We start from the raw sequence: 21,179 nt of genomic DNA, 5'->3' as shown, positions 1-21,179 counted from the left end.
AGGCGGGATTTTTTTTATCTGAAGAAAAGCAAACCAGGTGTAGACTAAGTAAAGATAAAACCTAGGAAAGGCTTATGGAACTCGAAGAAATCTATCGCCGTGATCTTAACTTATTGGTGGCATTGAAGGTACTCGTAGAGGAGGGCAGTGTTAGTCAGGCTGCTGTGCGACTTAACCTAAGTCAGTCTGCGACGAGTCGAGTGTTGGGAAGATTGCGAGACTTACTTGGCGATCCGCTATTTACTCGTCAGGGGCAGCGCATTATTCCGACCAGTAAGGCGCTTGAAATATGTAAGCAAATAGACCAGCCACTTGAATCCTTTCGTCAGTTGTTAACCCCTAGCGAGTTCAATCCTTACTATTGTAATGAGCGTTTCCTTATTGCTACCACTGACTACGCGATGCAAACCATTTTGCCCTACGCGCTGCCTAAGATTTATCAGCTAGCTCCGAATATCTCGTTAGAGTTTGCGCCGCTGCAACATGAAAGCCTTTTTAAACAGCTAAGTACAGACAAAGTCGACATGGCAATTTGCCGTCCCACCGGATCTGTGACGCCTTTGCATCAAGAAGTGCTTGGACCTGTGGGCGTTTCTTGTTTGGTTTCCAAACATCATCCCTTGGCGGACAAGCCTTTATCTCTTGAGGATTATATTAATGCGCCTCATGCGATGATCGCTATCAGTGATGGTGTTAAAGCGCTACTGGATGCTGCGCTTATTAATCAAAATCCAAGAAAGATGGTGTTGCGCGCGTATCATCTAGAAGCGGCGTTAGCGATCGTCGACAGTATGCCGCTTATCATTACCGTTCCGGCTGACCTCGCTTACCTAGTGGCCGAGCGCTACGATTTGGTGATTAAACCGCTACCTTTTGCCTTTACGCCGTTTGACTATTCATTGATCTGGCATGCTCGATGCGATACTTCGGAGTCTCAAAAGTGGTTGCGCTCGGTGGTGAAAGAAGAGTGTGGAAAATTGATTGCTAAGCGTATTGAAGATGTGGGTTTAGGTTGAATAGAAAAAAGGCTCTCGTAATGAGAGCCTTTTCTATAGCGAGGTTATCGTTAATTAGATTTTGATAGTCACGCGACCCGTTACGGCGCCGTTAGTGATGTCTTCAGCCGCTTGAATTGCCTCTTCTAGTGCTACGGTTTTGCTAGCCTGTGCGTAGTATGACTCAGGAAGTAGCGTTGCTAGCTGCTCCCAAGCTTTGATGCGTTTTTCGCGTGGGCACATTACAGAGTCAACACCTTGTAGACGCACGTTACGCAGGATAAATGGCATCACTGTAGTAGGCAGGTCAAAGCCACCCGCTAGACCACAAGCTGCAACAACACCGTTGTAGTTCACTTGCGCAAGTACTTTAGCAAGCATGTTGCTGCCTACGGTATCGACAGCTGCAGCCCAGAATTGACGCTCAAGTGGTTTCGCTGGCTCTTCCAGTTCGCTGCGCTCAACAATGCGTGATGCACCGAGTGATTTTAGTAGTTCACCATTCGCTGAAGCGCGACCTGTCACTGCTGCTACTTTGTAACCTAGCTGGCTAAGTAGTGTGACAGAGACACTACCCACACCACCACTTGCGCCAGTGACCAGTACTTCGCCGTCTTCTGGTTTTACGCCAGCATCAACAATGGCTTGTACACATAGCATTGCAGTAAAACCTGCAGTACCGATAGCCATCACTTTTTCTGCATCGAGACCTGCTGGCATTGGCACTAGCCAGTCACCGTTTAGGCTCGCTTTCTCAGCCATGCCACCCCAGTGATTCTCACCGACCCCCCAGCCAGTGAGAACCACTTCGTCGCCTTCCTTATAGCGAGGGTCGTCTGATTGCGACACGACGCCAGAAAGATCGATACCCGGTACCATTGGGAAATTGCGGATGATTTTACCTTTACCGGTAATAGCCAACCCATCTTTGTAGTTCAAAGATGAATATTTTACATCTATTTTTACATTACCTTCTGGAAGCTGTGACTCGTCTACTTGAGAAATAGTAGCGATTGTTTTTTTGTCTTCTTGGTTAAGTAACAGTGCTTTGAACATGATGTTCTCCAATGAGTTGACGTGTTATCTGCTGCAAAGTGTAGGTGAGAAATTCGAAAAAAAACAATGAAACTTCAACATTAGATGTATGCATTACATGCATAAATAAAAACAGCCCCGAAAACGGAGCTGTTTGCGTTGAAGAGCCGTAATGAGAGGACTACGGTCTTTCAAAGATGGTTGCGATACCTTGACCTAAACCAATACACATAGTGGCAAGACCGATCTTAGCGTCTTTGTTTTCCATGATATTGATAAGCGTGGTTGAGATACGAGAGCCCGAGCAACCCAATGGGTGACCCAATGCGATGGCGCCGCCATTCAGGTTAACCTTTTCATCGACCACATCCAGTAGACCAAGATCTTTAGCACATGGCAGAGATTGAGCCGCAAATGCTTCGTTTAGCTCAACAATATCGATGTCGTCCATCGTTAGACCTGCACGCTTCAGTGCTTTTTGCGTGGCAGGTACCGGGCCGTAACCCATAATCGACGGATCGCAGCCAGCAATGGCCATAGAGCGGATCTTCGCGCGAATGGTTAAACCAAGCTCGTTGGCTTTCTCTTCGCTCATGATCAGCATGGCAGACGCACCATCAGACAGTGCCGATGACGTACCTGCGGTTACTGTGCCATTTGCAGGGTCAAAGACTGGACGAAGCTTAGATAGCCCTTCAACATTGGTTTCTGGACGAATCACTTCATCGTAATCGAGGGTAAACAGTGAACCATCTTCAGCATGACCTTCGGTCGGCAAGATCTCGTTCTTGAAGCGACCTTCAAGCGTTGCTGCTTGCGCTCGCTGGTGGCTTCGCGCTGCAAACTCATCTTGTTGCTCACGGCTGATGCCATGCAATTTACCCAGCATTTCGGCGGTGAGACCCATCATGCCCGCTGCTTTCGCGACGTTTTTAGAAAGCTGAGGGTGGAAGTCCACACCGTGTGTCATAGGAACGTGTCCCATGTGCTCAACGCCACCAATCAGGCAGATCTCAGCATCGCCAACCATGATTGAGCGCGCAGCGTCATGCAATGCTTGCATAGATGAGCCACACAGACGGTTTACCGTGACGGCACCAATTTCAATCGGTAGGCCTGCCAGTAGCGCTGCATTACGAGCAACGTTAAAACCTTGCTCTAGGGTTTGCTGTACACAGCCCCAGTAGATATCTTCAATCTCTTCTGGCTTCACTTGTGGGTTGCGAGCCAAGATACCTTTCATTAGATGTGCCGATAAGTCTTCAGCACGCTGATGTCTAAATGCACCACCCTTGGAACGACCCATAGGTGTACGAAGACAATCAACAACGACAACATTTTTCATTTTGATATTCCTCATCCAATCGGTGGTTACAGTGAGCTAGCTTGCTGCACGTCGTAGAAGCGCTTGCTAGAGCTTGCCATATCGACCAGCGACTGAGGCACCTTGTACATTGCACCTAGCGACTCATATTGCTTCGCCATCACAACGTAGTTATCGATGCCGATACTGTCTAGATAACGGAACACACCACCTCTAAATGGAGGGAAGCCTAGACCATAAACCAGCGCCATATCTGCTTCTTGTGGTGTTGCAATGATGCCTTCTTCCAAACACAGTACGACTTCGTTGATCATTGGAATCATCATGCGTTGAATAATGGTGTCATCATCGAATGATTGTGCAGGCTTGCTGACGGACTCAAGCAGTGAATTGATGTCTTCACTTGGTGCTTTCTTAGGACGACCGCGTTTGTCCGTGGTGTACGCATAGAAACCCGAGCCATTCTTTTGACCATAGCGAGTGTTTTCAAACAGCACATCAATAGAATCACGCTGCTCTTTTGCCATGCGCTCAGGGAAGCCTTCTGCCATCACCGCTTGTGCATGGTGCGCGGTATCGATGCCCACAACGTCAAGTAGGTAAGCAGGACCCATTGGCCAGCCAAATTTACGCTCCATGATTTTGTCGATTTGAATGAAGTCCGCGCCATCCGCCAGTAGCTGACTAAAGCCACCAAAGTATGGGAATAGAACACGGTTAACAAAGAACCCTGGGCAGTCGTTGACAACGATAGGGGATTTACCCATCTTCGCAGCGTAAGCAACAACGCGGTTGATGGTTTCTTCCGAGGTGTGCTCTCCGCGAATGATTTCGACCAATGGCATGCGGTGTACTGGGTTAAAGAAGTGCATACCACAGAAGTTTTCTGGGCGCTTAAGTGACTTCGCAAGAACATTGATAGGAATGGTTGAGGTATTCGAGGCGATGACAGTGCCTTCTCCGACCATCTCTTCGACTTCACTCAGTACTGCGGCTTTGATTTTTGGATTCTCTACCACCGCTTCCACAATCACATTGCTTTGCTCAATACCGGCGTAATGTAGGCTAGGGGTAATAGAAGCCAGCACGCCAGCCATCTTAAACCCGTCGATACGTCCACGTTGCAAACGCTTGTTGAGTAGCTTAGAGGCTTCGGTCATACCTAGCTCAAGGGAGGCTTGAGCGATATCTTTCATGATAACAGGTACGCCTTTTAGCGCTGATTGGAAGGCGATACCGCCACCCATAATACCTGCACCGAGTACTGCTGCGCGCTCAGTCTCTTTACCAGACTTAGCGGCTTTCTTAGCAAGACCTTTGATGTATTGGTCATTAAGGAAGATGCCAACCAGTGCGTTAGCGACATCTGAGCCAGCAAGGTTGATGAAGTAGTTCGCTTCTACATCAAGCGCCTCATCACGACCATAGCGAGCAGCCTCTTCAATAGTTTTGACTGCGGCCATTGGCGCTGGGTAATGCGGTCCGGCTTTTTGTGCAACGAGACCTTTCGCCATAGTAAAGCTCATCATGGATTCAAGCTTGCTGAGCGTTAGCGGTGATACTTTTGCTTGGCGACGCGCTTTCCAATCAATCTTTTCATTGATGGCTAGCTCAATAGTGTTCAGTGCAGAGTCATACAACGCATCAGTGTCGACGATAGCATCGAGTAGGCCGACTTTTAGAGCTTCATTGGCTCGGCATGCTTTGCCTTGCGTGATGATCTCCATGGCACTGTCTGCACCAATCAGTCTTGGTAAACGAACGGTACCGCCAAAACCAGGCATGATACCTAGTTTGGTTTCCGGCAGGCCGATGCTGGTGGTCTTGTCGCCTATTCTAAAGTCCGTCGCTAGTACGCACTCACAACCACCGCCTAGCGTGTAGCCTTTTAGTGCAGATAGCGTTGGTACTGGCAAGTCTTCCAGCTTGTTGAAAATGTTGTTAGCGAACCCTAGCCACTCCTTGAGTTCAGCTTTTGGCTTGGCAAACAGTCCAAGGAATTCTGTGATGTCAGCACCCACAATAAAGGCGCTTTTGTCAGTTGTTAGGATGAGTCCCTTAAGGTCGCTCCATGCAGCAAGCGCATCGAGGGCTTTATCTAGGGCTTCGAGAGTAGCCAAGTCCAGTTTGTTGACCGACTTGGGAGAGCTAAAGCACAGCTCGGCGATGCCGCTGCGTACTTCCTTTACCTGTAGAGTTTCAGATTGGTAAATCATTGTCATTCTCCGTGACAGACAATCCGTGATTGTGTGAAAGCGGTTGTTATAGTTTTACTTCTGGTTAGACCAGTTATTTAAGTGTGTACCGCATAGAATTTAATTTCAATACATTTTTTAAACAACTGTTTAACATTATGACCAGTGTCCAATCTTGGAGTCAATTGCTATCGCTCGTGCTAGAATACCCCTTTTAGGCGACAAACCTCGTAAAACTCAATGAACTCAACTGCATACTTGATACCTGAGCACCCAGTTATTTTTGAAGAAGAGATCAAAAAGAGCGTGTTCATCACGCAAATCGCTCATACGCCAAGTATTGAGTTGGCAAAAGCATTTGTTGATCAAGTGAAGAAACAGCACAGCAGTGCTCGACACAATTGTTGGGGTTTTGTGGCGGGGCGTCCTGAAAATTCGATGATGTGGGGCTTTAGTGATGACGGTGAGCCGTCCGGCACCGCAGGTAAGCCTATCTTAGCGCAGCTCAGTGGTTCCGGTATTGGAGAGCTAACCGCTGTGGTCACTCGTTATTCTGGCGGAATCAAGCTTGGCACGGGCGGTTTGGTGAAGGCTTATGGTGGCGGTGTACAACAAGCACTTAAGCTGATTCAAACAATCGAAAAAAAAATCACCACACAATTACGTCTAGAGTTAGACTATGCATTCGTGTCTATCGCTCAATCTGAGCTGAGTCGTTTCGAAGCGGTTGAGGTCGAGTCGCACTACACCGACAAGGTTATTCTTATTGTTGAGTTAGAAGTGAACCATGTTGATGCACTGACGCAGAGTATCATTAATAAAAGCGGAGCCAAGGCAATGGTCTCCCCAGTAGAAAACAACTAGGACGTAACGAAGCAGCGCTTCATCAACTCATATGCAATTTCGATCCATAATTCGCATTGTCGGACTGCTACTCGCTCTGTTTAGCGTTTCAATGCTCGTACCCGCGTTAGTCGCACTGATTTATCGAGATGGTGCGGGTGTGCCTTTCGTTACTACCTTTTTCGTCCTACTTGTTTGCGGCGGGTTTTTCTGGTTTCCAAACCGTCGTCATAAACACGAGCTTAAAGCCAGAGACGGCTTTCTTATTGTTGTACTGTTTTGGACCGTAATCGGTAGTGCCGGTGCATTGCCTTTTTTGATATCTGATTATCCCAATGTCTCTGTCACGGATGCCTTCTTTGAATCCTTCTCGGCACTAACGACGACAGGGGCGACAGTGATCGTTGGCTTGGATGAACTTCCTAAGGCGATTTTGTTCTATCGTCAGCTACTTCAGTGGTTTGGTGGTATGGGTATCATTGTACTCGCGGTGGCGATTCTACCGGTGCTTGGTATCGGTGGTATGCAGCTCTATCGTGCCGAGATCCCGGGGCCGGTTAAAGACAGTAAGATGACGCCGCGTATTGCAGAGACCGCTAAGGCGCTTTGGTACATCTATCTGAGTTTGACTATTGCTTGTGCAGCGGCATTTTGGGTGGCAGGCATGACGCCATTTGATGCGATTGCCCATAGCTTCTCGACGATTGCGATTGGCGGCTTCTCGACCCATGATGCCAGTATGGGTTATTTCAATAGTCCGGCTATTAACATGATTACGGTCGTATTCCTGCTGATATCTGCGTGTAACTATTCTTTGCACTTTGCGGCCTTTGCATCTGGCGGCGTGCATCCTAAATACTATTGGAAAGATCCTGAGTTTAGAGCTTTCATCTTTATTCAGGTGGTTCTGTTTTTGGTTTGCTTCCTTATCTTACTTGAGCATCACTCCTACAATTCCATGTACGACGCGTTCGATCAGGCTCTGTTCCAGTCAGTCTCGATATCGACGACAGCCGGCTTTACGACAACGGGATTCTCGGAGTGGCCTCTGTTCTTGCCCGTACTACTGCTGTTCTCATCATTTATTGGTGGTTGTGCGGGGTCAACGGGTGGTGGCATGAAGGTTATTCGTATTCTTCTACTGACACTGCAAGGTGCCCGTGAAATGAAGCGCTTGGTTCACCCAAGGGCGGTCTATACCATTAAAGTCGGCGGGACAGCACTATCACAGCGCGTTGTCGATGCGGTTTGGGGGTTCTTCTCCGCTTATGCTTTGGTGTTTGTGGTGTGTATGTTGGCGCTTATCGCAACAGGTATGGACGAGCTCAGTGCTTTCTCAGCCGTAGCGGCGACACTGAATAACCTTGGTCCAGGCCTTGGTGAGGTGGCACTTCACTTTGGCGATGTGAACGACAAGGCGAAATGGGTACTGATTGTGTCGATGCTGTTTGGGCGATTAGAAGTGTTCACTCTTCTTATACTACTGACGCCAGCATTCTGGCGAAGCTAATTCATCAATAGCTAATTTATTAATAGATGGCAGCGAAGGAAATCATCGTGGAAAAAGTTCTCTATCTCTATTCTTCTCGCGAAGGACAAACAAAGAAAATCATTGGACGTATTGCTGAGCAGCTTGGTCATAATGATGCCGCCACTATTAACCTTCATGAAAACCCAGATGTAAATCTGAGTGACTATGACAAAGTACTCATTGGTGCCTCTATTCGTTATGGCCACCTAAATAAGAAGCTGTATCAGTTTATTGAAGCAAACCAAAAGCAACTGGATGAGATGAAGACGGCGTTCTTCTGCGTGAACCTGACGGCCAGAAAAGAAGAGCAAGGCAAAGATACGCCAGAAGGCAGCGCCTATATAAAGACGTTTCTTAAAAAGTCGCCTTGGCAGCCGACCCTGATCGGTGTTTTTGCTGGTGCCCTCTATTACCCGCGTTATAATTCGTTTGATCGCTTTATGATTAAGCTAATTATGACCATGACAGGTGGCGAAACGGATACCACCAAGGAAGTTGAGTATACTAATTGGGAGAAAGTGAGGCTGTTTGCCGAGAAATTTGCCCAGTTATAGAGAGATAATGTTGGTTTTTACGCCGTTTTGACTCGTTTTTAAGCGAACGATAAAAAAAAGCGAATAACTTTAAAAAAAGGGTTGCCAACTTTAATCCGATCTCTATAATGCCCCCTCGCTGACACGGGAAAGGACAACGAAATCCCCAACGAGTCAGAAGGTCACAAGCTTCTAAGAAGCTTAGCAAAATAAGTTAAAAAAAGTGGTTGACACAAAAACTTATCTCGCTAAAATGACCGTCCGTTTCAAGGGAAGCTTTGAAACAAGCTCTTTAACAATATAAACCTATCAATCTGTGTGGGCACTCGTTGATGATAATCAAATTAGATACCTCGGTATCAAATTAGGTTTTCAATGAACTGAGTGACCAATCGAGATTACTTTCTTGTAAAAGAACTTAGTCTTGGCACAGTCAATTCATTATCGTTCTGTTGGAACGATAATAGCTTTAGATTACTTATGTAGTTTAAAGTCAGTATTCATTGAGCCGACAAAATCTTAAATTGAAGAGTTTGATCATGGCTCAGATTGAACGCTGGCGGCAGGCCTAACACATGCAAGTCGAGCGGAAACGAGTTAACTGACCCTTCGGGTGACGTTAACGGCGTCGAGCGGCGGACGGGTGAGTAATGCCTGGGAATATGCCTTGATGTGGGGGATAACCATTGGAAACGATGGCTAATACCGCATAACGCCTTCGGGCCAAAGAGGGGGATCTTCGGACCTCTCGCGTCAAGATTAGCCCAGGTGGGATTAGCTAGTTGGTGAGGTAATGGCTCACCAAGGCGACGATCCCTAGCTGGTCTGAGAGGATGATCAGCCACACTGGAACTGAGACACGGTCCAGACTCCTACGGGAGGCAGCAGTGGGGAATATTGCACAATGGGCGCAAGCCTGATGCAGCCATGCCGCGTGTGTGAAGAAGGCCTTCGGGTTGTAAAGCACTTTCAGTCGTGAGGAAGGTGGTGTAGTTAATAGCTGCATCATTTGACGTTAGCGACAGAAGAAGCACCGGCTAACTCCGTGCCAGCAGCCGCGGTAATACGGAGGGTGCGAGCGTTAATCGGAATTACTGGGCGTAAAGCGCATGCAGGTGGTTCGTTAAGTCAGATGTGAAAGCCCGGGGCTCAACCTCGGAACTGCATTTGAAACTGGCGGACTAGAGTACTGTAGAGGGGGGTAGAATTTCAGGTGTAGCGGTGAAATGCGTAGAGATCTGAAGGAATACCGGTGGCGAAGGCGGCCCCCTGGACAGATACTGACACTCAGATGCGAAAGCGTGGGGAGCAAACAGGATTAGATACCCTGGTAGTCCACGCCGTAAACGATGTCTACTTGGAGGTTGTGGCCTTGAGCCGTGGCTTTCGGAGCTAACGCGTTAAGTAGACCGCCTGGGGAGTACGGTCGCAAGATTAAAACTCAAATGAATTGACGGGGGCCCGCACAAGCGGTGGAGCATGTGGTTTAATTCGATGCAACGCGAAGAACCTTACCTACTCTTGACATCCAGAGAACTTAGCAGAGATGCTTTGGTGCCTTCGGGAACTCTGAGACAGGTGCTGCATGGCTGTCGTCAGCTCGTGTTGTGAAATGTTGGGTTAAGTCCCGCAACGAGCGCAACCCTTATCCTTGTTTGCCAGCGAGTAATGTCGGGAACTCCAGGGAGACTGCCGGTGATAAACCGGAGGAAGGTGGGGACGACGTCAAGTCATCATAGCTCTTACGAGTAGGGCTACACACGTGCTACAATGGCGCATACAGAGGGCGGCCAACTTGCGAAAGTGAGCGAATCCCAAAAGTGCGTCGTAGTCCGGATTGGAGTCTGCAACTCGACTCCATGAAGTCGGAATCGCTAGTAATCGTGGATCAGAATGCCACGGTGAATACGTTCCCGGGCCTTGTACACACCGCCCGTCACACCATGGGAGTGGGCTGCAAAAGAAGTGGGTAGTTTAACCTTCGGGAGGACGCTCACCACTTTGTGGTTCATGACTGGGGTGAAGTCGTAACAAGGTAGCCCTAGGGGAACCTGGGGCTGGATCACCTCCTTATACGAATAGATTATTGCGATGAGTGTTCACACAGATTGATTAGGTTTGTAAAGATAAAGAGATTTTGTTTTTGCTGAAAAGCGAAAGCAGAAAATAGTAAGTGCCCAACACTTACTGCTTAGTGTCCCGTTCGTCTAGAGGCCTAGGACACCGCCCTTTCACGGCGGTAACAGGGGTTCGACTCCCCTACGGGATACCATTGGGTCGTTAGCTCAGTTGGTAGAGCAGTTGACTTTTAATCAATTGGTCGCAGGTTCGAATCCTGCACGACCCACCATTCTTTTCCACGAAGGAATGGCCTTTGTTTTACTTTTACTAAAGTAAAAACAATAGGAAACTTATGTGGGCGATTAGCTCAGTTGGGAGAGCACCTCCCTTACAAGGAGGGGGTCACTGGTTCGAGCCCGGTATCGCCCACCATTCTCTAAGTAATTTTGGATTAAGATTTTCCAAACCACTTCATTAAAACGTACGTGGTTGGCATTTTTGACTCTGAGATTCTTTAGAAAATGCATTAAGTTTGCATTGCTCTTTAACAATTTGGAAAGCTGACGAATAACATTTGATTAATGTTATTCATTTAAAAGTTCTCAAATCCTAGATGATTTAATCATTTAGGTACCAACACACATTCAAGTGTTCTTGGAAGTGACGAAAGTCCACTTTTTGCCTCTGCTTTTTCTTAAAAGCGGAAACAAAGAGTTATTTGAGTCCGGCAAAATCGAGTCTGCACATGTATAAAAATGCAGACAACTTTGGTTGTTTAACGACAATCTCGAGGTTTCTTTGAAACTCTTTGGGGTTGTATGGTTAAGTGACTAAGCGTACACGGTGGATGCCTTGGCAGTCAGAGGCGATGAAAGGCGTAATAACTTGCGATAAGCCCAGATTAGGTAGTAATAACCTTTGAGTCTGGGATTCCTGAATGGGGAAACCCAACTGCATAAGCAGTTATCGCTGAGTGAATACATAGCTCAGCGAGGCGAACCGGGGGGAACTGAAACATCTAAGTACCCCGAGGAAGAGAAATCAACCGAGATTCCGAAAGTAGCGGCGAGCGAAATTGGATTAGCCCTTAAGCTTTTAATGAGACAGACGAAGGCTCTGGAAAGTGCCGCAGTAAAGGGTGATAGCCCCGTAGTCGACATCTCATCATCAGTGAAATCGAGTAGGGCGGGACACGTGATATCCTGTCTGAATATAAAAATTCATCCTCCAAGGCTAAATACTACTGACTGACCGATAGTGAACCAGTACCGTGAGGGAAAGGCGAAAAGAACCCCTGTGAGGGGAGTGAAATAGAACCTGAAACCGTGTACGTACAAGCAGTAGGAGCACCTTCGTGGTGTGACTGCGTACCTTTTGTATAATGGGTCAGCGACTTATATTCAGTGGCAAGGTTAACCGTTTAGGGGAGCCGTAGGGAAACCGAGTCTTAACTGGGCGTTCAGTCTCTGGATATAGACCCGAAACCAGGTGATCTAGCCATGGGCAGGTTGAAGGTTGAGTAACATCAACTGGAGGAATCGAACCGACTAATGTTGAAAAATTAGCGGATGACTTGTGGCTAGGGGTGAAAGGCCAATCAAACCTGGAGATAGCTGGTTCTCCCCGAAATCTATTTAGGTAGAGCCTCGGACGAATACTACTGGGGGTAGAGCACTGTTAAGGCTAGGGGTCATCCCGACTTACCAACCCTTTGCAAACTCCGAATACCAGTAAGTACTATCCGGGAGACACACGGCGGGTGCTAACGTCCGTCGTGGAGAGGGAAACAACCCAGACCGCCAGCTAAGATCCCAAATTATAGCTAAGTGGGAAACGATGTGGGAAGGCTTAGACAGCTAGGATGTTGGCTTAGAAGCAGCCATCATTTAAAGAAAGCGTAATAGCTCACTAGTCGAGTCGGCCTGCGCGGAAGATGTAACGGGGCTAAGCTATAAACCGAAGCTGCGGCAATGACTTAGGTCATTGGGTAGGGGAGCGTTCTGTAAGCCGTTGAAGGTGGACTGTAAGGTCTGCTGGAGGTATCAGAAGTGCGAATGCTGACATGAGTAACGATAATGGGGTGAAAACCTCCACGCCGGAAGACCAAGGGTTCCTGTCCAACGTTAATCGGGGCAGGGTGAGTCGACCCCTAAGGCGAGGCCGAAAGGCGTAGTCGATGGGAAACGGGTTAATATTCCCGTACTTCTTACAATTGCGATGGGGGGACGGAGAAGGCTAGGTGGGCCTGGCGACGGTTGTCCAGGTTCAAGTGCGTAGGCTTGAGGGTTAGGTAAATCCGGCTCTCTTTAAGGCTGAGACACGATGTCGAGCTACTACGGTAGTGAAGTCATTGATGCCATGCTTCCAGGAAAAGCCTCTAAGCTTCAGATTGTAAGGAATCGTACCCCAAACCGACACAGGTGGTCGGGTAGAGAATACCAAGGCGCTTGAGAGAACTCGGGTGAAGGAACTAGGCAAAATGGTACCGTAACTTCGGGAGAAGGTACGCTCCTCGCGGTGAAGTCCCTTGCGGATGGAGCTATGGGGAGTCGCAGATACCAGGTGGCTGCAACTGTTTATTAAAAACACAGCACTGTGCAAAATCGTAAGATGACGTATACGGTGTGACGCCTGCCCGGTGCCGGAAGGTTAATTGATGGGGTTAGACTTAGGTCGAAGCTCTTGATCGAAGCCCCGGTAAACGGCGGCCGTAACTATAACTGATCCTAAGGTAGCGAAATTCCTTGTCGGGTAAGTTCCGACCTGCACGAATGGCGTAATGATGGCCACGCTGTCTCCACCCGAGACTCAGTGAAATTGAAATCGCTGTGAAGATGCAGTGTACCCGCGGCTAGACGGAAAGACCCCGTGAACCTTTACTACAGCTTGGCACTGAACATTGACCCTACATGTGTAGGATAGGTGGGAGGCTTTGAAACGAGTACGCCAGTATTCGTGGAGCCGTCCTTGAAATACCACCCTTGTAGTGTTGATGTTCTAACGTCTACCTCTTATCGGGGCTGCGGACAGTGCCTGGTGGGTAGTTTGACTGGGGCGGTCTCCTCCCAAAGAGTAACGGAGGAGCACGAAGGTGGGCTAAACACGGTTGGACATCGTGTGGTTAGTGCAATGGCATAAGCCCGCTTGACTGCGAGAATGACAATTCGAGCAGGTGCGAAAGCAGGTCATAGTGATCCGGTGGTTCTGAATGGAAGGGCCATCGCTCAACGGATAAAAGGTACTCCGGGGATAACAGGCTGATACCGCCCAAGAGTTCATATCGACGGCGGTGTTTGGCACCTCGATGTCGGCTCATCACATCCTGGGGCTGAAGTCTGATCCCAAGGGTATGGCTGTTCGCCATTTAAAGTGGTACGCGAGCTGGGTTTAGAACGTCGTGAGACAGTTCGGTCCCTATCTGCCGTGGGCGTTGGAAGATTGAAGGGGGCTGCTCCTAGTACGAGAGGACCGGAGTGGACGAACCTCTGGTGTTCGGGTTGTCATGCCAATGGCATTGCCCGGTAGCTAAGTTCGGAATCGATAACCGCTGAAAGCATCTAAGCGGGAAGCGAGCCCTGAGATGAGTCTTCCCTGGCACTTTAAGTGTCCTAAAGGGTTGTTCGAGACTAGAACGTTGATAGGCAGGGTGTGTAAGCGTTGTGAGGCGTTGAGCTAACCTGTACTAATTGCCCGTGAGGCTTAACCATACAACACCCAAAGGGTTTTGATTGGACTCAAAGCAAGAACAAATTGAATGTGTAGAGAACGCATTAACAGCTTTCCGAATTTATTGTTTTCAGATTTTCAGAAAATCTGAAGGCAAAACAGAATTTGCTTGGCGACCATAGCATTGTGGACCCACCTGATTTCCATGCCGAACTCAGAAGTGAAACGCAATAGCGCCGATGGTAGTGTGGGGTTTCCCCATGTGAGAGTAGGACATCGCCAGGCTTTGAATTTTGGACACTTGCAATAGCAAGTATGCCACTGCGGAGTGGTAGTTCAGTTGGTTAGAATACCGGCCTGTCACGCCGGGGGTCGCGGGTTCGAGTCCCGTCCACTCCGCCACTTATTAAGAAGCCTCGTCTAACGACGAGGCTTTTTTGAATCTAACGTGTTGATTTAAGAAATTAAATAGCATAGATTAGATAACACTTTAGGGGTGTAGCTCCAATTGGCAGAGCAGCGGATTCCAAATCCGCGTGTTGGGAGTTCGAATCTCTCCACCCCTGCCATATTCAAAGGCTCTGACTTAGGTCGGAGCCTTTTTCGTTTTGCTTTTTCAAAGCAACGTGTTGGGAGCTGGGTCGCCAGCCCGGTCGAATCTCCGGAATGCCGACCCAGTCCACCCCTGCCATATTTAAAGCCTCGTCGAAAGACGGGGCTTTTTTACATCTGCTATATTCAAGGCTCTGACTTAGGTCAGAGCCTTTTTCGTATTTTTCTACTTATATCGTCCGTACACACTATATGCAGTCAACAGATTTGTTGATGCGACCACTGCTGTACTAAGGCTGAATATAGACCTTCTCAGCGACTTTCCAAAATGCGGACAGCAGTGGGTTATCGAGGTTTGAGCGTTTACATACCACCCCTAACTTGAAGGGTTTGATAGGCTCCAGCTTTAGACGCTGGATCTTGTCCCGAACCGGACTGTTGACGATAACGACCTCTGGTGCAATGCCCACGCCACACCCCAGTGCCACCATACTAACAATGGCTTCATGACCCGATACCTGTGCATAGATGTTGGGCTTAATGCGCATTTTTTTAAACCATAGATTGGCTCTTTCGCGAGCGGTACCCGCTTCTGGGACTATAAACGGGATCTTATTCCAGTCTGGCATGCCATCAGCAAGTTCAGAGCCAAAGCTGCTGACCCCTGCTGGCGCGATGACAGATAGAGGGATCTCACTGATGGTCTCAAATTCCAACCTTGCAGGAAGCAGTTCGGGCAAAGCTGAGATAGCAATGTCGGTCTCATCGTTAATGACTTTATCTATTGCTTGCGCGGGATCGCCTGTTGAGAGCTCAAACTCGATATAGGGATAGAGCAGCCTAAACTCTGCCAATAGTTCGGGCAGATGGCTGTAACTTGCGGTGACCGAACAAAACAGTCGTAGCTTGCCGCGAAGTTCCTGTTCACCATGTTGGCTGTCTGATTGAAACTGTTGCCACTCACTCACAATGTTAACGGCGATCGGCAGTAATTTCTTGCCTGCAGGCGTTAGCTCTACTGAGCGGTTATCACGTAAGAACAGGCTTTGATGGGTGTCTTGTTCTAGCTTTTGAATCTGGCGACTCAGTGCAGAAGCACTGACATGCATCGCTGTTGCGGTTTTACTGAAGCTTTTACTCTCACAAAGGTGGATAAAAGCTTGAAGGCTTTTAATATTCATAACACTAAAGATATCGGTAGTTGCATTAATTGCAATAACAAATTGTGAATATATCACTTTAAGCAATTTGGTCTCTGTTTTAGTATGAAGTCATTCGATGATAAGCATCGACACTATGGACAGAATTCAACAGGAGAGCCCAACTATGGCTAACTATTTCAATACTCTTAACTTGCGTGAGCAATTAGACCAACTAGGTCGTTGTCGTTTTATGGATCGCTCTGAATTTGCTTCAGAAGCGGATTACCTAAAAGGTAAGAAAGTAGTCATTGTTGGTTGTGGTGCTCAAGGCCTAAACCAAGGCTTGAACATGCGCGATTCTGGCCTAGACGTGTCGTACGCACTTCGTCAGGCTGCAATTGATGAGCAGCGTCAATCGTTCAAAAACGCGAAAGACAACGGCTTCGTTGTTGGTAGCTACGAAAACCTAATCCCTCAAGCTGACCTAGTTGTTAACCTAACTCCAGACAAGCAGCACACTAACGTGGTTGAGACGGTAATGCCGCTAATGAAAGAAGGCGCATCACTAGGTTACTCTCACGGCTTCAACATCGTTGAAGAAGGTATGCAAATCCGTAAAGACCTAACGGTTGTCATGGTTGCGCCTAAGTGTCCAGGTACAGAGGTTCGTGAAGAATACAAGCGTGGTTTTGGTGTTCCGACTCTTATCGCAGTTCACCCAGAAAACGATCCTCAAGGTGATGGTCTTGAAATCGCGAAAGCATGGGCAGCAGCAACAGGCGGCCACCGTGCAGGTGTTCTAGAGTCTTCATTCGTTGCTGAAGTTAAGTCTGACCTAATGGGTGAGCAAACTATCCTTTGTGGCATGCTACAAGCGGGTTCAATCGTATGTTACGAGAAGATGATTGCTGACGGTATTGACCCAAGCTACGCAGGTAAACTACTTCAGTTCGGTTGGGAAACTATCACGGAAGCACTGAAATTTGGTGGCATCACGCACATGATGGATCGCCTATCTAACCCAGCGAAAGTGAAGGCGTTTGACCTGTCTGAAGAGCTAAAAGACCTAATGCGTCCGCTTTACAACAAGCACATGGATGACATCATCCAAGGCGAATTCTCTAGCACTATGATGGCTGACTGGGCAAATGATGACGTGAACCTTCTAGGCTGGCGTGAAGAAACTGCTGAAACAGCATTCGAAAACTACCCATCATCTGATGTAGAAATTTCTGAGCAAGAATACTTCGACAACGGCATCCTAATGGTGGCTATGGTTCGTGCCGGTGTTGAGCTTGCGTTCGAAGCAATGACGGCATCTGGTATTATCGATGAGTCTGCATACTACGAGTCTCTACACGAACTACCACTGATTGCAAATACGATTGCACGTAAGCGTCTATACGAAATGAACGTAGTAATCTCTGATACTGCTGAATACGGCAACTACCTATTCGCTAACGTTGCAACCCCACTTCTTCGTGAGAAGTTCATGCCATCAGTAGGTACTGACGTAATCGGTAAAGGCCTAGGTGAGACATCTAACCATGTAGATAACGGCAAGCTAATCGAAGTAAACGACGTTATCCGCAACCACCCAGTTGAGTACATCGGTGAAGAGCTACGTGGCTACATGACAGACATGAAGCGCATCGCTGTAGGCGGCTAAGCCGACCATAAATTAGATAAAAAAGTAAACACAACATAGTAAAAGGGGCTACCAATCGGTAGCCCCTTTTTTTTGTCAGTGTCATTTGAGCTTAATGCTCGGAATGCAGCGAACAAATGGTTACTTGTCAGCTAGCTTTTGTTCTAGCTCGGCAAGCTTTTGTTCCATTTCCGTTAGCTTTTGGCGAGTACGAAGCAGTACTTGAGTCTGCACGTCAAACTCTTCACGGCTAACCACATCAAGCTTATTCAATTGGCCTTGAATCACTTGACGTACTTTCTGATCAACATCCGCACCAAGCTCTTTCACGGGTTGTGGCATAGAGTCGTGAATTTGCTTAGCAATCTGTTCAAGTTTCTTTGGGTCAAACATGTCTGGTAACTCCTTAAGTAATCCCACTATTCTATGTAATCCACCGAGCAATGTCGTTATTTAGCGTAATAAAAAAGGCCACAATGTGGCCTTTTTCTAATTACGTTATCTTCAATTAACAACGTAGAATCACATTAACTGTTTATACGCGATTCTCTTTGCATGCAGCTGAAGCTTCGTCAACTCGTGCAATTTTCTCTAAGTCTTTGTCTTCAACAAACACAGGTAGTGGCTTATGACGTTCTGCCAAGTAGGTGTAGATAACTGGCAGTACAAATAGCGTAAACAGCGTACCAATGGCAAGACCTGCAACGATTACGATACCGATACTAAAGCGTTGAGCCGCACCCGCACCTGATGCGTACATCAGTGGGATAAGACCTGCGATCATCGCCGCCGTTGTCATTAGGATTGGGCGAAGACGTACTTTCGCCGCTTCCATGACCGCTTCCATCTTGCTCTTCTTATGCAGAAGCTGCTCTTCTTTAGCTACCTCACAGATAAGAATACCGTGCTTGGTGATCAGACCGACTAGGGTAATCAAACCAACCTGCGAGTAGATGTTCATGGTCGCTGCGCCCCAAGCTAGAGCAATCAAGGCACCACAAATCGCTAACGGTACCGAGACCATGATAACGAATGGGTCTTTAATCGACTCAAACTGGATAGCCAGTACTAAGAAGATGATCGCCAGTGCCAGACCAAATGTTGCGTACAGTGCGCTACCTTCAGTTACGTACTGACGAGCTTCACCCATGTAGTCATGGTTGTAGCCGCTTGGCAGTTTGCTTTCTGCAATCGATTCAAACCATGCAATCGCATCACCCATCGCTACGCCTGGTGACGGTACCGCACCTACCGTTGCTGAGTTCAGCTGGTTGAAGTGAGGCAGTGAGCGAGGCTCTGCAACCACATCGATACTGATAAGGCTACCTAGTGGGATAGCTTGACCGTCGTCAGAGCGTACGAAGTACATGTTCATCGACTCTGGGTTTAGACGATACTTACGTTCAACCTGAGGAATTACCTCATACGAACGACCATTTAGGTCGATACGGTTGACGTAGCCATCGGCCATCATAGCACTCAGCGTAATACCGATATCTTGCATGGTCACGCCGTAGGCGCCAGCCATGTCCTTGTCGATATTGATTTTCATCGTCGCTGAGTCGTAGTTCAAATCCAGTGTTGAGTATACAAACTGTGGGTTTTGCTGTACGTCACTCCAGATATCAGTCGCGATAGTAAACAAGCTCTCAAAGCTGTTTGGTGTCGTGATAACAAACTGAATAGGCAGACCTGAACCTGCACCAGGAAGCTCAGGCATCTGGAACGCAGTCACAGCCATACCTGGTACTTCAGCGACAAGAGCACCTACACGGTTCGCCACTTCAGCTTGGCTTGCTTCACGTTGACTCCACGGCACCATTGACGCAATACCAAATGCTTGGTTTGAGTTAGGAACACCAGTAAACACCTGTGCAAACGCCACTTCCGGCTGATCGCTCAGAATTTTGTTCACATCGTTCATGGTGTTTTGTAGATAGTCTAGGTTCGCATTCGACGGACCAGTACCCATCAACATCACTACGCCTTTATCTTCCGATGGTGCAAGTTCACTTGGAATGAACTTGAACAGCATAGGGAGAGAGGCAAACACGATGATCGCAAAGCCGATAATAACCGGACGGTGCAGCATAACTGCCGTTAGCATTTTCTCGTAGCGAGCGGTCATGCGATCAAGTACATGATGTACTTTTTCCTCGAAACGGTTTGGTGTCTCGTTCGCTTTGAGTAGCTTCGAACACATCATTGGCGATAGCGTCAATGCGATGATACCGGAGACAAATACCGACCCCGCCAGCGTCAGGGCAAACTCTTTAAACAGCGAGCCTGTGATACCACCCATCAAAGCGATCGGCGCATATACTGCACCCAATGTAAGTGTCATTGCGATAACCGGTACCGCAATCTCACGTGTACCAATGATGGCTGCACGGAACGGTGACTCACCTAGTTTGATGTGACGGTCGACGTTCTCAAGAACAACGATCGCATCATCTACTACCAGACCGATAGCCAGTACCATCGCCAGCAGCGTCATCAGGTTCCATGAGAAGCCAATCGCCTGCATCACCATCGCTACACCAATCAGGGATAGCGGGATAGTTACGATAGGGATCAGTACCGCACGGAACGAACCTAGGAATAGAGTGATAACCACCAGTACGATTAATGCCGCTTCAAGGATGGTTTTGATAACCTCTTGAATCGATTCGTTGATCGCTACTGTTGAGTCATACATCACGTTCATTTTGATGTTGCTTGGTAGGTTCTTCTCAAGCTGAGGAAGAAGTTCAAGCACATCGGCTGCAATGTTGATCGGGTTAGCACTTGGTGCCGCGTTGATCGCTGCTACTACCGCTTCTTGGCCGTTCGCACTTGCGCGGTATACGTCGTGACTTTTCTCAAGCGTCACTTTTGCGATGTCACCTAAGCGAATCACTTGACCGTCACTTGAGCTCACAACAAGGTTCTTTAGCTCTTCTGTGTTCGATACCTGAGTATCGGCGCTGCCGTTATACAGAACGAACTCACCCGTTGCTTGACCCGTTGCAGACTGATAGTTGTTGGCATTCAGAACGTTCATTACGTCCGATGCCGTCATCTTCAGTGCGGCCATTTTCAGTGGGTCTAGCCATACGCGTAGTGCGTATTTCATACCACCATACATATCCACTTTCGATACGCCGTTGACGGTAAATAGCTGCGGGTTGATTACACGCTCTAGGTAGTCGGTAATCTGACTCGACGCCAACTCATCACTGGTAAAGCCGATATAAAGTACCGCGGTTGTCGAACCCGTCGACATGGTTACCGTAGGGTCTTCAGACTCTTTAGGAAGCTGAGAACGAACCGAGTTGGTCTTTGCCAGAATATCTGACAGCGCCGCATTCGGATCTGTATTGAGCTTCATGTTTACCGTAATTGTCGACTTACCAAGCACCGATTGCGATGTCATATAGTCGATGTTGTCGGCTTGTGCCACCGCTTGCTCTAGGGGCTGAGTAATAAAGCCCTGCACCAAGTCGGCACTCGCACCGTAGTAGCTGGTTGTCACTGTGACAACCGTATTCGTCATTTCTGGGTATTCACGTACCTGCATCTTGAATACGGCTTGCAAACCAAGCAAGGCAATCAAGAAACTGATCGATACCGCAAGAACAGGACGTTTTATGAAAATATCAGTAAAACGCATTT

General features: G+C 47.9%; 11 protein-coding genes, 5 tRNA genes and 3 rRNA genes. 13 read left to right on the top strand and 6 right to left on the bottom strand.

Features of this window, described 5'->3' with window-relative positions; all coding sequences use genetic code 11:
* Window positions 1-74: 74 nt before the first annotated feature.
* On the top strand, window positions 75-1,016 hold the full coding sequence (locus PG915_RS00655; protein ID WP_353497459.1) for a LysR family transcriptional regulator: 942 nt from the start codon (window positions 75-77) through the stop codon (window positions 1,014-1,016).
* Window positions 1,017-1,070: 54 nt separating this feature from the next.
* On the opposite strand, the gene PG915_RS00650 is transcribed toward PG915_RS00655, so the two are convergent.
* From PG915_RS00650 to fadB, 3 genes are all read right to left on the bottom strand, one after another.
* A complete protein-coding gene (locus PG915_RS00650) occupies window positions 1,071-2,051 on the bottom strand; it encodes an MDR family oxidoreductase (RefSeq protein WP_353497458.1) in 981 nt (326 codons plus the stop codon).
* A gap of 160 nt (window positions 2,052-2,211) precedes the next feature.
* Window positions 2,212-3,375, bottom strand: a complete 1,164-nt coding sequence (gene fadA, locus PG915_RS00645) for an acetyl-CoA C-acyltransferase FadA (protein ID WP_042478154.1) — start codon at window positions 3,373-3,375, stop codon at window positions 2,212-2,214.
* A 26-nt stretch (window positions 3,376-3,401) separates the two neighbouring features.
* Window positions 3,402-5,570, bottom strand: a complete 2,169-nt coding sequence (gene fadB / locus PG915_RS00640) for a fatty acid oxidation complex subunit alpha FadB (RefSeq protein WP_353497457.1) — start codon at window positions 5,568-5,570, stop codon at window positions 3,402-3,404.
* A 219-nt stretch (window positions 5,571-5,789) separates the two neighbouring features.
* On the opposite strand from fadB, the gene PG915_RS00635 reads away from it, so the two are divergent.
* From PG915_RS00635 to PG915_RS00585, 11 genes are all read left to right on the top strand, one after another.
* The gene (locus tag PG915_RS00635) at window positions 5,790-6,413 is read left to right on the top strand and encodes a YigZ family protein (protein WP_353497456.1); all 624 of its coding nucleotides are present in this window, start codon (window positions 5,790-5,792) and stop codon (window positions 6,411-6,413) included.
* A 31-nt stretch (window positions 6,414-6,444) separates the two neighbouring features.
* The gene (locus PG915_RS00630; RefSeq protein WP_353497455.1) at window positions 6,445-7,902 is read left to right on the top strand and encodes a TrkH family potassium uptake protein; all 1,458 of its coding nucleotides are present in this window, start codon (window positions 6,445-6,447) and stop codon (window positions 7,900-7,902) included.
* Window positions 7,903-7,949: 47 nt separating this feature from the next.
* A complete protein-coding gene (gene hemG, locus PG915_RS00625; protein ID WP_353497454.1) occupies window positions 7,950-8,477 on the top strand; it encodes a menaquinone-dependent protoporphyrinogen IX dehydrogenase in 528 nt (175 codons plus the stop codon).
* 500 nt (window positions 8,478-8,977) lie between these two features.
* Window positions 8,978-10,529, top strand: a 16S ribosomal RNA gene (locus PG915_RS00620).
* Between the two features lie 123 nt (window positions 10,530-10,652).
* Window positions 10,653-10,728, top strand: a tRNA-Glu gene (locus PG915_RS00615).
* Window positions 10,729-10,730: 2 nt separating this feature from the next.
* A tRNA-Lys gene (locus tag PG915_RS00610) sits at window positions 10,731-10,806 on the top strand.
* A 67-nt stretch (window positions 10,807-10,873) separates the two neighbouring features.
* A tRNA-Val gene (locus tag PG915_RS00605) sits at window positions 10,874-10,949 on the top strand.
* A gap of 388 nt (window positions 10,950-11,337) precedes the next feature.
* A 23S ribosomal RNA gene (locus PG915_RS00600) occupies window positions 11,338-14,224 on the top strand.
* Window positions 14,225-14,351: 127 nt separating this feature from the next.
* Window positions 14,352-14,468: ribosomal RNA gene (rrf, locus tag PG915_RS00595) — 5S ribosomal RNA — on the top strand.
* Together the 16S, 23S and 5S rRNA genes with 5 tRNA genes alongside form the textbook arrangement of a ribosomal RNA operon.
* A 40-nt stretch (window positions 14,469-14,508) precedes the next feature.
* Window positions 14,509-14,585: transfer RNA gene (locus PG915_RS00590), tRNA-Asp, on the top strand.
* Between the two features lie 90 nt (window positions 14,586-14,675).
* Window positions 14,676-14,752: transfer RNA gene (locus tag PG915_RS00585), tRNA-Trp, on the top strand.
* A 273-nt stretch (window positions 14,753-15,025) separates the two neighbouring features.
* Here PG915_RS00585 and ilvY read toward each other — a convergent pair.
* Entirely contained in the window at window positions 15,026-15,916 is an 891-nt protein-coding gene (gene ilvY / locus PG915_RS00580) for an HTH-type transcriptional activator IlvY (protein ID WP_353497453.1), read from the bottom strand.
* 145 nt (window positions 15,917-16,061) lie between these two features.
* Here ilvY and ilvC point away from each other — a divergent pair, with 145 nt between their 5' ends.
* Window positions 16,062-17,546, top strand: coding sequence for a ketol-acid reductoisomerase (gene ilvC / locus PG915_RS00575; RefSeq protein ID WP_353498628.1), 1,485 nt, complete (start codon window positions 16,062-16,064; stop codon window positions 17,544-17,546).
* Window positions 17,547-17,666: 120 nt separating this feature from the next.
* Here the strand turns inward: ilvC and ubiK are convergent, their stop codons facing one another.
* Both ubiK and PG915_RS00565 read right to left on the bottom strand, forming a co-directional pair.
* Complete coding sequence (gene ubiK / locus PG915_RS00570; protein ID WP_042477776.1) at window positions 17,667-17,918, bottom strand: ubiquinone biosynthesis accessory factor UbiK; 252 nt, start codon at window positions 17,916-17,918, stop codon at window positions 17,667-17,669.
* Window positions 17,919-18,060: 142 nt separating this feature from the next.
* Window positions 18,061-21,177, bottom strand: coding sequence for a multidrug efflux RND transporter permease subunit (locus PG915_RS00565; RefSeq protein ID WP_353497452.1), 3,117 nt, complete (start codon window positions 21,175-21,177; stop codon window positions 18,061-18,063).
* Window positions 21,178-21,179 lie beyond the last annotated feature (2 nt).

This window comes from Vibrio sp. CB1-14 (assembly GCF_040412085.2).
Lineage (GTDB): Bacteria > Pseudomonadota > Gammaproteobacteria > Enterobacterales > Vibrionaceae > Vibrio > Vibrio chaetopteri.
The sequence above is the reverse complement of the archived record's forward strand: the minus strand, read 5'-3'. Positions and strand labels throughout refer to the sequence as shown.